This is a genomic window from Aquitalea palustris (assembly GCF_003693445.1).
GTDB lineage: Bacteria > Pseudomonadota > Gammaproteobacteria > Burkholderiales > Chromobacteriaceae > Aquitalea > Aquitalea palustris.
The window spans coordinates 34116-48655 of record NZ_RFAR01000069.1; the positions used below are offsets into that span (position 1 = coordinate 34116).

Below are 14540 nucleotides of genomic sequence, written 5' to 3' on the forward strand. Positions count from 1 at the left end.
TCAGTCCAGCTGGCCGGCCAGCGCGGCCAGCACGCGGGCGCTGGTGGCCTGCGGGTGGGCGGTGATGCGCAGCATGTGGCGCACCGCCGGGTGTTGCGGACGGTGAATGGCGATGCCGCATTGCAGGAGATGGCGCTGGATGGCCTCGGCCTGCAGTGCATCCGGATAGGCCACGCAGACGAAATTGGTGTGCGAGGGCAGCGGTGTCAGGCCCTGGTCGTACAGCGCATGGCTCAGGTGATGGCGCAGGGTGATGGTTTGCGCCACCAGCTTGCGCGAGTAGTCCGGGTCGTCCAGCACGATTTGCGCTGCCGCCTGGGCAATGCTGGACAGCGCGTATTGCGGGCGGATCTGGTCGGCCTTGGCAATGATGTCGGCGCTGGCGATGGCATAGCCCACGCGCAGCCCGGCCAGCGCATAGGCCTTGGACAGGGTGCGCAGGCGCAGGGTGTGCGGCAGGATGCCGGCCGGTGGCGCATCGGCGGCATCGGTGCAGAAATCGACATAGGCCTCGTCCAGCAGCAGCAGGGTATGCGGCGGCAGTGCGGCGCGCAGGGTGCGGATGTCTTCGGCCTGCCAGTAATGGCCGGTGGGATTGTCCGGATTGGCCAGATACAGCACCGAGGCATGCTCGGCGCGGGCCACTTCCGCCAGCCGTGCCAGATCCGGCTGCATGTGCTGGCCACGCTGGCAATAGGGCACCTCCAGCACGCGGGCACCCACGCCTTCGGCAAAGTAGCGGAAGGAGGGATAAGTGCCAGCGGTGGTGACCACGGCATCGCCCGGATTACAGGTCAGTCGCAGTGCCAGCAGGATCAGGCTGTCGGCCCCGGTATCGAACAGGATTTCCGTTTGGCTGACGCCGTTGAGCTTGGCTGCCCGCTCGCGCAGCGCATGGGCATAGGGATCGGGATACAGCCTGGCCATTTCCGCCAGCGCCTTGCCCAGCTCGCCGGCCAGTGGCGATACCGGATCCGGCAGGCTCTCGTTGGAGCCGATGCGGGTCTTGATGCGGTGCCCCAGCGCCGTTTCCAGCTTCACGATGCCGGGAAAGGGATTGACGATGGTGTGGTGTTCGAGATGGCGGGCAAAACGGGTCATGGCGGCTTTCGTCCTTGCAGCAGAACATTCTAGATGGCGACGGGGCGGCGACAAATCAGCAGATCAGCTAACGATAGCATTCAGCAGGATAAGGCAGCCAAGACCGGCGGCACGGCAGTGTAGCGCTGGCCTGGGCCGGCGCTGCTGTGCCAGGGGTAAAAACCGGTAAAGCGGCCGCTCAGGGCGCTGGTTTGGCCTCTGCCGCCGGTGCCGAGGCATGGCTGCGGGTTTGGTCCGGCTTGGGAAGATACAGGTTGCCTTTATAGCCACAGGCAGTCACGACAAGGCTCAGGGCAAGGCAGGTCAGCATGGTTCGCAGCATAAAAAGCAGTCCGGTGTGGCAAAATCCCGAGTCTAGCACACGCGATTCAAGGAAGAGACGACATGAACGAGAGCGAATTTCTGGATGTGACCGACCGCATTTTCAGCCGGATCGAAGATGCCATCGACGATGCCGGTGTGGATGCCGACTTTGTCAGCAATGGCAATGTGCTGGAAATCGAATTCGACGATGGCGGCAAGATCGTGGTCAACCGTCATGCGGCCAATCAGGAACTGTGGATCGCGGCCAAGAGCGGCGGTTATCACTTTGCCTTCAAGGATGGCCAGTGGCTGGCCGCCCGTGACGGTGCGGAATTTTTCAGCACGCTGAAAACCGCCATCGCCCAGGCGTGTGGTGAGCCGGACCTGGAGCTGGATATCTGATGCAGGCGGTGTGGCTGGCGCTGGGCGGGCTGGTGGTGTCGGCTTTTACTTCATCCACTATCCTGCCTGGCAATTCCGAGGTGGTACTGGCGGCCTTTCTTTACAAATGGCCGGACTGGCTATGGCCGGCCCTGCTGCTGGCCACCGTGGCCAACAGTGCCGGCAGCGCCACCAGCCTGTGGCTGGGACGGGTGGCACCCAAAAAGGAAGTGTCACCACGCATCCAGCGCTGGTTTGAGCGCTATGGCCCGGCCGTGCTCTTGCTCAGCTGGGTGCCACTGATCGGCGATGCCCTGCCGCTGGCCGCCGGCTGGCTGCGCCTGCCCTGGTTGCCCAGCCTGCTGTGGCTGACCGTGGGCAAGGCTGCGCGCTATCTGGTACTGGCCTGGGGCGTGCTGGCAGCGCTGCATGCCTGATCATGTAACAGCGGATTGGCATGTGCCGCCGCTGAGGGTTTACAATTCAGGCAATTCTTATCTCGAGCTTCCATGAGCCAACATATTCCCCGCAAACGCTTTGGCCAGAATTTTCTGCAAGATGCCAGCGTGATTGAAAACATCGTGCATGCGGTCAATCCGCAGCCAGACGATGTGGTCATTGAAATCGGCCCCGGTCTGGGCGCCATCACCAAGCCGTTGCTGGATCGCCTGCCGCATCTGCATGTGGCGGAAATCGACCGCGACATCATCGCCCGGCTGAAAAAGGAATTTCCGCCGGAGCGCCTGACCATCCACGAAGGCGATGCGCTCAAGTTCGACTTCGGCTCGATTAGCGATGGTGCGTTCAAGATTGTCGGCAACCTGCCCTACAACATCTCCACCCCGCTGCTGTTCCACCTGGCCAGCTTTGGCCAGCGCGTGACCGACATGCACTTCATGCTGCAAAAAGAAGTGGTGGACCGCATGCTGGCCGAGCCGTCCACCACCGATTTCGGCCGCCTGACGGTGATGTTGCAGTACCGCTTTGAAATGGAGCTGGTGCTGAATGTGCCGCCAGATGCCTTCTGGCCGCCACCGAAGGTGGACTCTGCCGTGGTGCGCATGATTCCGGCGCCGGGCCGCTGCGGCGTGGCCAAGGACGAAAAAGCCCTGGAAGAACTGGTGACCAAGGCCTTCTCGCAGCGCCGCAAGACCCTGCGCAATAATCTGAAAGGCGTGCTGGAACTGGCCGATTTTGAAGCGCTGGGCATAGACCCGGGCCTGCGGCCGGAAAACCTGGCGGTGGAGGATTTTGTCCGCATGGCGAACCACCTGTCCGCCTGAGCGGTCGCAACAAATTGACCGCGTGCGCCTGAGTAGGCAGCCGCATTGCCGAGCCGCTTGCATACTGTCGCCAGTGGCCGCAGAATCGCAAACTTTTCACCCCGGCCTGGTCGGGGTGTGCAGTAATACAGGGAGAGCCGCCCACATAAAGAGGCGGTGACTGTAAGCAGAAGACCGGCAGCGTCCGGCTGGCAGGTAAACGGGGGTTTACCGCGAAAGCCGGCCTGATGTGGCCTGTCCCTGCTGCTGGATAATCCAGCCTATAACAGCAGTGTCCGCGGTCTTCGGGCCAAGGGCAGTGATCGATCAAGGACCTCAGGAGAAACTTATATGAAGCTTTGCACCCGTCTTATCTCTGCAGCAACCCTGGCCGCTCTGGCCAGCACCCCGGCGTTTGCCGCCGAACTGACCGGCACCCTGAAGAAAATCAAGGATTCCGGCGTCATCGTTCTGGGCAACCGCGATGCCTCCATTCCTTTCTCCTACTACGACAATAACCAGAAGCCCATTGGTTACTCGGTCGATCTGGCCAACAAGGTTGTCGATGCAGTGAAGAAAGAGCTGAAAATGCCGAACCTGCAGGTCAAGTACAATCTGGTGACCTCGCAGACCCGTATCCCGCTGGTACAGAACGGTACTGTCGATCTGGAATGTGGCTCCACCACCAATAACGTCGAGCGTCAGAAGCAAGTGGCCTTCTCGGTGGGCATCTTCGAAATCGGTACCCGCCTGCTGACTGGCAAGACCTCCGGCGTGAAAGACTTCGCCGATCTGAAAGGCAAGAACGTTGTCACCACTGCCGGTACCACTTCCGAGCGTCTGCTCAAGGCCATGAATGCTGACAAGCAGATGGGCATGAACATCATCTCCGCCAAGGATCATGGCGAATCCTTCCTGATGCTGGAATCCGGCCGCGCCGTGGCCTTCATGATGGACGATGCCCTGCTGTACGGCGAAATGGCCAAGGCCAAGAGCCCGGCCAACTGGGTGGTGACCGGCAAGCCGCAGTCCTTCGAAATCTACGGCTGCATGCTGCGCAAGGACGACGCTGCCTTCAAGAAGGTGGTGGACGATGCCATCAAGGCCACTTACAAGTCCGGCGAAGTGAACAAGATCTACGCCAAGTGGTTTACCAGCCCGGTTCCGCCCAAGGGCCTGAACCTGAACTTCCCGATGTCCGACGTGGTGAAGGAACTGATCGCCAAGCCGACCGACAAGGCCGCCGAATAAGCGATTCCTTCCTGTAGTGCAGATGCTGAGCCGGCCGATGCCGGCTCAATTGCTGCCTGTTTTCCCCTCGTGCAACCGGCTATAACGGCAGCACGGGAGGCGGCGCTGCGTCTGCCCTGGCTGCCTGCTCATGCTCATTGCAGGCAGGGACTTCATCCGACCTTCATGTCTGCCCATTGGCGGAAGGCATGCTGCTGTCGGCAGCAGGCGCCTGCGTCTGCTTGCATCTGGAGAAAAACATGAATTACCACTGGGACTGGGGCATCTTCTTCAAGTCCACCGGTGTCGGCAGTGAAATCTACCTGAACTGGTTTGTTTCCGGTCTGGGCTGGACCATCGCCGTGGCACTGGCCGGCTGGATCATCGCTCTTGCACTCGGCTCGGTACTGGGCGTGATGCGCACCCTGCCGGGCAAGCTGCTGCCCACCATCGCCACCACCTATGTCGAGTTGTTCCGCAATGTGCCGCTGCTGGTGCAGTTGTTCATCTGGTACTTCCTGGTACCCGACCTGCTGCCCACACCACTGGAAATGTGGTTCAAGCAGGGTATCAGCCCGGCTACGTCGGCCTACCTGTCGGTAGTGGTGTGCCTGGGCCTGTTTACCGCCGCCCGCGTGTGCGAACAGGTACGGACCGGCATTCAGGCGCTGCCACGCGGCCAGAACAACGCGGCGCTGGCCATGGGCTTTTCCACGGCGCAGACCTACCGCTTCGTGCTGCTGCCGCAGGCTTTCCGCATCATCATTCCGCCGCTGACCAGCGAGTTTCTGAATATTTTCAAGAACTCCTCGGTGGCCTCGCTGATTGGCCTGATGGAGTTATTGGCGCAAACCAAGCAAACCGCCGAGTTTTCCGCCAATATTTTCGAAGCCTTCACCCTGGCAACGCTGATCTACTTTGTCCTCAACATGAGCCTGATGGGCTTCATGGCCTGGGTGGAAAAGCGGGTGCGTATCCCCGGCATGATGGGAGGTAGCAAATAATGGCCCTCGATTTCAGTCAGATCATCCCCGCCCTGCCCGGCCTGGCCGATGGCATGCTGCTGACGCTCAAACTGCTGGTGATGGCAGTGCTGGGCGGCGTGGTACTGGGCACCCTGCTGGCGCTGGCGCGCCTGTCTGACAATGTCCTGCTGTCGCGGCTGGCCAAGTGGTATGTCAATTATTTCCGCTCGATACCGCTGCTGCTGGTGATCTCCTGGTTCTACCTGGTGGTGCCCATGGTGCTGAGCTGGATCACTGGCGACCTGACCCCGGTAGGGGCCTTTACCTCCTGCCTGGTGGCCTTCGTCATGTTCGAGGCTGCGTATTTTTCCGAAATCGTCCGTGCCGGCATCCAGTCCATTTCTCGTGGGCAGATCAATGCCGCTTATGCGCTGGGCATGAGTTATGGCCAGGCCATGCGGCTGGTGATCCTGCCGCAGGCTTTCCGCAAAATGATGCCGCTCTTGCTGCAGCAAAGTATCATCCTGTTCCAGGACACTTCGCTGGTGTATGCGGTGGGCTTGATGGATTTTCTCAATACCGCCCGCTCCAAGGGCGATGTCGTTGGTTTGCCGCATGAATTCCTGCTGTTTGCCGGTGCGGTTTACTTCGTGATCAGTTTCGGCGCGTCGCAATGGGTGAAGCGTCTGCAAAAAAGGTTTGCTGTATGAGCGCGATGATTAGCATCAACAATGTAAGCAAGTGGTATGGCGACTTTCAGGTACTGACCGACTGCACTACCGGCGTCAAAAAAGGCGAGGTGGTGGTGGTGTGCGGGCCGTCCGGTTCCGGCAAGTCCACCCTGATCAAGTGCGTCAATGCGCTGGAACCCTTCCAGAAGGGTGAAATCATTGTCGACGGCATTGCGGTGGGCGACCCGAAAACCGATCTGCCCAAGCTGCGCAGCCGGGTTGGCATGGTGTTCCAGCATTTCGAGCTGTTCCCGCATCTGTCCATTACCGAAAACCTGGCCATCGCCCAGGTCAAGGTGCTGGGCCGCAGCCAGGACGAAGCGCGGGAAAAGGGCCTGAAGCTGCTGGATCGCGTTGGCCTGAAAGCCCATGCGCACAAATTCCCCGGCCAGCTGTCCGGTGGCCAGCAACAGCGCGTGGCCATCGCCCGTGCGCTGGCGATGGACCCGATTGCCATGCTGTTTGACGAACCGACCAGTGCGCTGGATCCGGAGATGATCAACGAAGTGCTGGACGTGATGACCGAGCTGGCCCAGGAAGGCATGACCATGATGTGCGTCACCCACGAAATGGGCTTTGCCCGTCGTGTGGCACACCGCGTCATCTTCATGGACAAGGGTGCCATCGTCGAGGATTGCGACAAGGATGCCTTTTTTGGCGACATCAATGCCCGCTCCGAGCGTGCACGGCAATTCCTGTCGAAGATTCTGCAACACTGAGCAGCACGCCACACCAGAAACCCGGCCAAGCCGGGTTTTTTTATGCCGGGCTTGCCGGCGGCTTATCGTGGTCGAAGCGGATTTTTCCCGAGCAGGCCAAGGCCCGCCAAGCAAGGCCTGGCTGCTGCCAGGCACTGCTGGTACTGGCGGCGTCGACGCAGCTTGTCCCGGGTGCTCTGTGAGGTTTTATCAGTGCTTCTTAATAGCGTGCCAGTCATGACATTGTTATTGTTATTAGTTGATAATACTTACAAATGATGTAAACGATGGTGTATTATCATTGGGGAAAATTCCCTGCTAACCTTTCTGCTCTGCGCCTACACTGACGATAGCGCTAACCTTTTCAGCCAGACCTGTCCATGTATTCAACCCGCTATCTTGGGCGCCAGCCCATCGTTGATGCCAACCAGCAGTTGGTGGCGTACGAACTGTTGTTCCGCTCCAGCCAGGCCAATGTCGCCAGGGTCGACGACGATGTGATGGCGACTACAGCGGTGATCCGCCATGCCTTTGTTGATCTGGGCGTGGGTGAGGTGCTGGGTGACCGTCTGGGTTTCATCAATGTCAGCGAAACCCTGCTGATGGATGATCTGCTGGATGTGCTGCCCTGTGACAAGGTCGTGCTGGAGATCCTGGAAACGGTAAAGGTCACGCCGCCCTTGCTGGCGCGGCTGGCCGAGCTGCGGCACAAGGGTTTCCGGCTGGCGATGGACGATGTGGTGGAGCTGGATGCCGACCGCCTGGCCCTGCTGCCGCTGGTGGATATCGTCAAGATCGATCTGGTGGCGCTCAGCCTGCTGCAATTGCGCCAGCTGGTGGCTGAGCTGGCCAGCTTTCCCGGCATTCTGCTGGCGGAGAAGGTCGACACTGTGGAGCAGTTCGAACTGTGCCGCGAGCTGGGCATCCAGTGGTTCCAGGGTTATTTCTTTGCCCGTCCCACCGTGCTGTCCACCCGCCAGGCCAATGCCAGCCAGCATGCCATGCTCAGCCTGCTGGGCTTGCTGATGAGCGATGCCGACAACGATGAACTGTCCCAGGCACTGAAACTGGCACCAGACGTGGTACTGATGCTGATGAAGCTCAGTTCGACCGCCTCGGCCGCCACCCGCCGGCCGGTGTCCTCGGTCAGCGAGGCCATCATGTTGCTGGGGCGGGCCAAGATCAAGCGCTGGTCGATGCTGTTGCTGTTTGCCAGCAATGCCACCGATGTCCAGCCGCAGCGCAACCCGCTGCTGGAGCTGGCGGCCACGCGCGGCCGCATCATGGAACTGCTGGCCGAAGCCTGCTACCCGGAGCGGCGCGATGTCAGGGAAAGTGCCTTCATGATTGGCATGCTGTCGCTGGTGGATGTGCTGGTGCAGCAGCCCAAGGCCGAGGTGATTGCCAGCCTGCCGATAGAGGACAGCCTGAAAGAGGCGGTACTGGAAGGCCGCCATGTGCTGGGTGAATTGCTGCGGGTGGCGCTGAGTCTGGAAGACGATGCCGTCCCGCATCCGGCCGGCTATGACCCGGAAGTGCTGATGCGGGTGGAAACCCAGGCGCTGGACTGGGTCAACAGCATGTGGCAGTAAAGGCCGGCTGCTTCAGTTTGAACGGGCTTCGGCACCGTCCTGATCGTGCAATCGGCTGAGCAGGCCCTGTACCCGCTCATTGTCCCTGGGCAGCCAGTCCAGCATCTCGCGCAGCATCTGGTCGTATTCCCCGGTTTCCTGGTTTTTCTTGCGCAACTGCTCGCGTACCCGTAACAGAATGGCGCAAGCATTCATGCCGGTGCGCTCGTTGTACAGGCGCATCGCCATTTCATGCAGCATGCGCCCGGCTTCGACGGCCCGGCCTTCCGTCGTCAGTTCCACTGCGCGGTTGCTTTGTTCCTGCAGCTCGGCATAAGCGTGTTCGATCAGCTCGCTGCAACGGGCATGCTTGCGGGCGATTTCCAGCAACGTGGCCAGCTCGTGGCGGCTGTAGGCAAAGCGCATGGTGATGGTACGCGTCCAGCTTGCCAGCAGCTCAGGCTCGATCAGCGTTTCCGGCAGGCGTACCACCGCGCCCAGAAAGCGCTGGGCCGATTCGAAATGGACAAAGGATTTGAGCAGATCGTCGGCTGCCAGCTTCAGCTGCATCAGCGCTTCTTCGGCTCTTTGCTGCACCAGCGCGGTCAGCGCCTTGCAGGTCAACAGGGTGAATTGCGCTTCCGGCCGCTCGGCCAGGCTGGCACTGATATCGGCCTGCAGGCGGTCGATATACTGGGTGTTGCCGGTTTCGGAATAGGCTTGCAGCAGGTCTACCAGTACTTCCGGGCCAAAGAAATTATTGTTGCGGCCGATTTCCACTGCGCGTTGCAGGTATTGCGCACCCTTTTCCGGATCGCCCGAGCGCAGTGCCGCCGTGCCACAGCTTTTCAGCCGATGAAAATTGCGCGGCGAGATGTTCACCGCCTTTTCCAGCACGTCTACCGCCTGGGCGTACTGACCCTCGTCGATCAGGTTCTGCGCCAGCAGGTCGTAGGCATCGGTATAGAGCGGGGCATCCTGGATGATTTCGCGTAGCAGCTCGCTGGACTCGCCTTGCATGCCCTGGTCGGCCTGGATGCGTGCCACACCCATCTTGGCCCAGGGAATCACCTTGCTTTCCAGCAGGGCCTGGTAGATGTGCAGCGCTTCGCCCTGCCGTCCTTCGGTGACCAGCAGCTCGGCGCAGAGCCGGTTGGCATCGATGCGGTTCATCGGGCCGGGGGCGGCGGCGGCCAGTTGCTGCAGGGTGTTGATGGCTCCGCTACGGTTACCCTTTTCCAGTTGCTCGTGCGCCGGCGCCAGGAAGGATTTGCGCCGGTGTGCGCTGTTCATGCGGGTCAGCAGCAGATTGGAATTGAAGGGCTTGAGGATGTAGTCGTCCGGCGCCATTTCCGCTGCCGCCACCACCCGCTCGTATTTGCGTTCGCCGGTAATCATGATCCAGATGGTGGACAGTGGCAGGGTGCCGGTCTTGCGCAGGGCTTCCAGCAGCTCCTGGCCATCCATGCCGTCGCCCAGATTGTAGTCGCACAACACGACATCAAAGCGCCGCCCCTTCAGCCGTGCACGCCCTTCTGCCGCACTGCTGACGGCATCGGAGCGGGTAATGCCGGCCATGGACAGCATGGTGCGCAGGCTCTGGCGTACCGTGAGGGAGTCCTCGATGATGAGGACGGTGGTGTTTTCGTCAAAGTACATCAGCTATTTTCCAGCCGGCGCGCCGCACTGCGGGTGCTGACGTGCACGGGTTGTGCGGCATATCTCAGACGATATCCAGGTGATCGATGCCTTCCAGTGGGTCGCGGCTCTTGGAGCTTTCACTGTACAACTTGATTTTCAGACGCAGGTCGTTGATCGAGTCGGCATTGCGCAGCGCGTCTTCATAACTGATATAGCCTGCTTCGAACAGGTCGAACAGCGACTGGTCGAAGGTTTGCATGCCGGACTCGCGCGAACGGCCCATGACTTCCTTCAGCCCGGCAATTTCCCCCTTGAACACCATGTCGGAAATCAGCGGCGTGTTCAGCAGGATTTCCACTGCGGCTACCCGGCCACGGCCGGTCTTGATCGGCAACAGCCGCTGCGAAATGATGGAGCGCATGTTCAGCGACAAGTCCATCAGCACCTGCTGGTGCCGCTCTTCCGGGAAGAAGTTGAGAATGCGGTCCAGTGCCTGGTTGGCATTGTTGGCGTGCAGCGTGGCCAGGCACAGGTGGCCGGTTTCGGCAAACTGCAGGGCGTAGCCCATGGTTTCGCGGTCGCGGATTTCCCCCATCAGAATCACGTCCGGCGCCTGGCGCAGGGTGTTTTTCAGCGCGATTTCCCAGTCTTCGGTATCCACGCCCACCTCACGCTGGGTCACGATGCACTTCTTGTGCTGATGCACGTATTCGATGGGATCCTCGATGGTGATGATGTGGTCCTGATTGTGGCTGTTGCGCCAGTCCACCAGTGCCGCCAGCGAGGTGGATTTACCCGAGCCGGTACCACCGACGAAAATCACCAGGCCGCGCTTGATCAGCGCGATGTCCTGCAACACCTCCGGCAGGTTCAGCTTGTCGAAGGTGGGAATCTCGGTATTGATCTTGCGCATCACCATGCCGGCACAGCCCTGCTGGATAAAGGCGCTGACGCGGAAACGGCCCAGCCCCGGCGGGTTGATGGCGAAGTTGGCTTCCTTTTTCGACTCGAACTCTTCGGTCTGGCGGTCGTTCATCACCGAACGCACCAGCTCCTTGGTGTGCTGGGCCGACAGTGGCTGCGGCGCCACCGGGGTGATCTTGCCGTCTATCTTCATGGCCGGGGGAAATTCGGCGGAAATGAAGATATCGGAGGCATTCTTGCCCACCGCATGCTTGAGCAGATCGTGAATGAATTTTGATGCCTGGTCTTTTTCCATGATGGCCATCCGCGCTGGCTAGCTTGCCTGCTGAAGTTTAGAACGCATCCTTGGATGCCGCCTTCTGGCGAGCCTCGTTCGGCGCCACGATATTGCGCCGCACCAGCTCCTGCAGGCACTGGTCCAGTGTCTGCATGCCGTGTTGCTGGCCGGTCTGGATCATCGAATTGATCTGGGCGATCTTGTTTTCGCGGATCAGGTTACGGATGGCGGCGGTGCCGATCATGATTTCATGGGCAGCGACCCGGCCATTGCCGTCCTTGGTTTTCAGCAAGGTCTGCGAAATCACCGCCCGCACCGATTCGGACAGCATGGAGCGCACCATTTCCTTTTCACCGGCCGGGAACACGTCGACGATACGGTCGATGGTCTTGGCGGCCGAACTGGTATGCAGCGTGCCAAATACCAGGTGGCCGGTTTCCGCGGCAGTCAGCGCCAGGCGGATGGTTTCCAGATCGCGCAATTCGCCCACCAGGATTACATCCGGGTCTTCACGCAGCGCCGAGCGCAGCGCATTGGAAAAGCTGTGGGTCTGCAAGCCGACTTCACGCTGGTTGATCAGCGATTTCTTGCTTTCATGCACGAATTCGATGGGGTCTTCCACCGTCAGGATGTGCGAATAATTGTTCTCGTTGACGAAATCCACCATCGCCGCCAGCGTGGTGGACTTACCCGAGCCGGTCGGGCCGGTTACCAGCACCAGGCCGCGCGGATAGCTGGCGATATCCTGGAAGATCTTCGGCGCGCCCAGTTGTTCCAGTGTCAGCACCTTGGACGGAATCACCCGGAACACCGCACCCATGCCGCGGTTCTGCACAAAGGCATTGACCCGGAAGCGCGCAATGCCCGGCAGCTCGAAGGAGAAGTCACATTCGAACTCGTCTTCGAAAATCTTGCGCTGGTAGTCGTTCATGATGTCGTACACCATATCGTGCACATCATGATGATCCAGTGGCGGCAGATTGATGCGCCGCACGTCGCCATGTACCCGGATCATGGGTGGCAGACCAGCGGACAGGTGCAGGTCCGATGCCTTGTTCTTGACGGTAAAGGCCAAGAGCTCGGAAATTTCCATTTATAATTTCTCCACGATTACTCGGCGGTGGGCATGACGCTAAGGTTTTTTGCGATTGTAAGCGCAAGCTGTTGCAAAAGGATATGTGGACAGCAATCTAAGCATCAGGTCCCGCTGTTTTCTTTGTAGAGACAGCCCGCCATCGCCACAAGGAACACCATGAGCGATTCCATCGCACACGCCATCGAACACGTCCGTCAGCAGATCCATGCCGCCGAAGCCGCCGCCGGGCGTGAGGCCGGCAGCGTCCGCCTGCTGGCGGTGAGCAAGACCTTCCCCGCCAGCGCCGTGCAACAGGCTTATGCTGCCGGCCAGCGGGCCTTTGGCGAAAACTATGTGCAAGAGCTGCAGACCAAGGCCGCCGAGCTGGCTGCGCTGGACATCGAGTGGCACTTCATCGGGCCGCTGCAATCCAACAAGACCCGCATCGTGGCGGAAGCCGCGCACTGGGTACACTCCATCGAGCGGCTGAAGATCGCCCAGCGGCTGTCCGAGCAGCGCCCGGACAGCCTGCCGCCCTTGCAGGTGTGCGTGCAGGTGAATGTGTCCGGCGAAGCCAGCAAGAGCGGCTGTGCCCCGCAGGAGGCGAAAGAGCTGGCACTGGCGGTGGCGGCGCTGCCGCGTCTGCAGCTGCGCGGGCTGATGTGCATTCCGGAGCCTACCGAAGATGCACAAAAGCTGGCTGGCCAGTTTGCCCTGCTGCAGCAATTGCAACAGGAATTGCGCACGGCAGGTCTGACATTGGATACTGTATCCATGGGGATGTCCGCTGACATGGCACAAGCCATTGCTGCCGGCAGCACCATGGTGCGCGTCGGTACTGCCATTTTCGGTGCGCGCCACTATCATTCATAAGCTGGCATTCAAAAGCGGACCAGCCGCCTGCAAGGCGACCAGGCGCATATAAGAGTCAAAGAGGAAAAACAGGCAATGCAGATTACCTTCATCGGCGGTGGCAACATGGCCACGGCCATCATTGGCGGACTCCACCAGCAGGGCGGCCATCAGATCCATGTGGTGGACCCCAATGCCGCCAAGCTGGCCGAGCTGACCCGTGATTTTGGCGTGAGCACATCAAGCGGCCTGCCGGAACAGCTGTCGGCCGACGATATCGTGCTGCTGGCGGTCAAGCCGCAACAGCTCAAAGAAGTATGCCAGGCACTGGCGCCGCGTCTGAACGGCGGCATGGTGCTGTCCATCGCCGCCGGCATCCGCTGTGATGCCATGGCGCGCTGGCTGGGTAGCGAGCGCATCGTGCGTGTGATGCCCAATACCCCGGCCATGGTGGGCAAGGGCGTTTCCGGCCTGTATGCCGCCAGTGGTGCCAGCGCCGCCGACCGCGACCATGCCGAGACCATCATGCAGGCCGCCGGCATCACGGTATGGCTGGACAAGGAAGAAGGCATCGACGACATTACCTGCGTTTCCGGCAGTGGCCCGGCCTATGTCTTCTATTTCATCGAAAGCATGATCGAAGCGGCGGAACAGGCCGGTTTTGCCGCCGACGAAGCACGCCGGCTGGTGCTGGCCACCTTTGACGGTGCGGTGGAGCTGGCCCGCCAGAGTCCGCTGCCGGTGGCCACCCTGCGCACCAATGTCATGTCCAAGGGCGGTACTACCGAACGCGCCATCGGCCGCTTCGAGGCAGAAGGCGTCAAGGCGGCCATCATCGCCGGTGCCATGGACTGCCGTGACCGCTCCATCGAAATGGGCCAACAACTCAGTCAGGATTAAAGCTTCATGTTTCTGGAAACCGTGCAATTTCTGATCAAGACCATCGCCGACCTGTTCGTGCTGGTACTGCTGCTGCGTTTTTACCTGCAGGTGGCGCGGGCGCCATTCAAGCACCCCTTGTGCCAGTTTGTCATGGCGGCTACCAATTTCGCCGTGCTGCCGCTGCGCAAGCTGCTGCCTTCGCTGCGCGGTTACGACAGTGCCACCATGTTGCTGGCCTGGCTGGTCAGCATGGTTTCCAGCGTGATCATTCTGGCGCTCAATCCCATGTACACCCTGGCTGCGCCGGAAACCTGGCTGGCACTGACACTGCTGGCGGTACTGGATGTATTCAAGCAGTCGCTGACGCTGCTGATGGGTGCGGTCATCGTGCAGGCGGTGCTCAGCTGGGTGAATCCCTATAATCCGCTCAGTCCCGTGCTGGATGCGCTGACCCGCCCGTTTCTCCGCCCCTTCCGCCGTGCCACCGTGGGCGGGGTCGACCTGTCGCCGCTGATTCTCTTTCTGATCATCCAGGTGATCCTGATGCTGCCGGTGCAGTTCCTGGAAAGCAGCTTCTTGATGCAACTCAAGGTGGCGATGTAGCAAATATGTTTATTTGTCATGCTCTGCCGCATCTGAAAAGATGT

At 60.4% G+C, this 14540-nt stretch carries 16 protein-coding genes; 11 read left to right on the forward strand and 5 right to left on the reverse strand.

What is annotated here, in order from left to right; genetic code table 11:
- Together EAY64_RS15835 and lptM are read right to left on the reverse strand one after the other, a co-directional pair.
- Positions 1 to 1101, reverse strand: a complete 1101-nt coding sequence (locus EAY64_RS15835; RefSeq protein ID WP_103525705.1) for a pyridoxal phosphate-dependent aminotransferase — start codon at positions 1099 to 1101, stop codon at positions 1 to 3.
- 178 nt (positions 1102 to 1279) lie between these two features.
- The gene (gene lptM, locus EAY64_RS20655) at positions 1280 to 1423 is read right to left on the reverse strand and encodes an LPS translocon maturation chaperone LptM (RefSeq protein WP_199105198.1); all 144 of its coding nucleotides are present in this window, start codon (positions 1421 to 1423) and stop codon (positions 1280 to 1282) included.
- Between the two features lie 62 nt (positions 1424 to 1485).
- Between lptM and cyaY the strand changes: the two genes are divergently transcribed.
- From cyaY to EAY64_RS15875, 8 genes are all read left to right on the forward strand, one after another.
- Positions 1486 to 1806, forward strand: coding sequence for an iron donor protein CyaY (gene cyaY / locus EAY64_RS15840; RefSeq protein ID WP_103525706.1), 321 nt, complete (start codon positions 1486 to 1488; stop codon positions 1804 to 1806).
- A complete protein-coding gene (locus EAY64_RS15845; protein WP_103525707.1) occupies positions 1806 to 2222 on the forward strand; it encodes a YqaA family protein in 417 nt (138 codons plus the stop codon). Before cyaY ends, EAY64_RS15845 begins: the two co-directional genes overlap by 1 nt.
- Positions 2223 to 2294: 72 nt before the next feature.
- A complete protein-coding gene (rsmA, locus tag EAY64_RS15850; protein WP_103525708.1) occupies positions 2295 to 3068 on the forward strand; it encodes a 16S rRNA (adenine(1518)-N(6)/adenine(1519)-N(6))-dimethyltransferase RsmA in 774 nt (257 codons plus the stop codon).
- Positions 3069 to 3398: 330 nt separating this feature from the next.
- Positions 3399 to 4298 carry a glutamate/aspartate ABC transporter substrate-binding protein gene (locus tag EAY64_RS15855; RefSeq protein ID WP_103525709.1) on the forward strand — a complete coding sequence of 300 codons (900 nt, stop codon included), beginning with the start codon at positions 3399 to 3401 and terminating at the stop codon, positions 4296 to 4298.
- 239 nt (positions 4299 to 4537) lie between these two features.
- The gene (locus EAY64_RS15860; protein WP_103525738.1) at positions 4538 to 5281 is read left to right on the forward strand and encodes an amino acid ABC transporter permease; all 744 of its coding nucleotides are present in this window, start codon (positions 4538 to 4540) and stop codon (positions 5279 to 5281) included.
- Positions 5281 to 5952 carry an amino acid ABC transporter permease gene (locus EAY64_RS15865; RefSeq protein ID WP_103525710.1) on the forward strand — a complete coding sequence of 224 codons (672 nt, stop codon included), beginning with the start codon at positions 5281 to 5283 and terminating at the stop codon, positions 5950 to 5952. Before EAY64_RS15860 ends, EAY64_RS15865 begins: the two co-directional genes overlap by 1 nt.
- Before the next feature lie 5 nt (positions 5953 to 5957).
- On the forward strand, positions 5958 to 6692 hold the full coding sequence (locus EAY64_RS15870; protein ID WP_103525711.1) for an amino acid ABC transporter ATP-binding protein: 735 nt from the start codon (positions 5958 to 5960) through the stop codon (positions 6690 to 6692).
- A gap of 359 nt (positions 6693 to 7051) precedes the next feature.
- On the forward strand, positions 7052 to 8263 hold the full coding sequence (locus tag EAY64_RS15875; RefSeq protein ID WP_103525712.1) for an EAL and HDOD domain-containing protein: 1212 nt from the start codon (positions 7052 to 7054) through the stop codon (positions 8261 to 8263).
- Positions 8264 to 8275: 12 nt separating this feature from the next.
- Here EAY64_RS15875 and EAY64_RS15880 read toward each other — a convergent pair whose 3' ends face one another.
- The 3 genes from EAY64_RS15880 to EAY64_RS15890 form a co-directional block, all read right to left on the reverse strand.
- Positions 8276 to 9901, reverse strand: coding sequence for a response regulator (locus EAY64_RS15880; protein ID WP_103525713.1), 1626 nt, complete (start codon positions 9899 to 9901; stop codon positions 8276 to 8278).
- Positions 9902 to 9965: 64 nt separating this feature from the next.
- Positions 9966 to 11102 (reverse strand): PilT/PilU family type 4a pilus ATPase, encoded by a 1137-nt coding sequence (locus EAY64_RS15885; protein WP_103525739.1) that lies wholly within the window; start codon positions 11100 to 11102, stop codon positions 9966 to 9968.
- A gap of 37 nt (positions 11103 to 11139) precedes the next feature.
- Positions 11140 to 12177 (reverse strand): type IV pilus twitching motility protein PilT, encoded by a 1038-nt coding sequence (locus EAY64_RS15890; protein WP_103525714.1) that lies wholly within the window; start codon positions 12175 to 12177, stop codon positions 11140 to 11142.
- 159 nt (positions 12178 to 12336) lie between these two features.
- Here EAY64_RS15890 and EAY64_RS15895 point away from each other — a divergent pair, with 159 nt between their 5' ends.
- The 3 genes from EAY64_RS15895 (at position 12337) to EAY64_RS15905 (ending at position 14496) form a co-directional block, all read left to right on the forward strand.
- On the forward strand, positions 12337 to 13032 hold the full coding sequence (locus tag EAY64_RS15895) for a YggS family pyridoxal phosphate-dependent enzyme (protein ID WP_103525715.1): 696 nt from the start codon (positions 12337 to 12339) through the stop codon (positions 13030 to 13032).
- A 75-nt stretch (positions 13033 to 13107) separates the two neighbouring features.
- Entirely contained in the window at positions 13108 to 13911 is an 804-nt protein-coding gene (gene proC / locus EAY64_RS15900; protein ID WP_103525716.1) for a pyrroline-5-carboxylate reductase, read from the forward strand.
- Positions 13912 to 13917: 6 nt separating this feature from the next.
- Positions 13918 to 14496 carry a YggT family protein gene (locus tag EAY64_RS15905; RefSeq protein ID WP_103525717.1) on the forward strand — a complete coding sequence of 193 codons (579 nt, stop codon included), beginning with the start codon at positions 13918 to 13920 and terminating at the stop codon, positions 14494 to 14496.
- Positions 14497 to 14540: the final 44 nt, after the last annotated feature.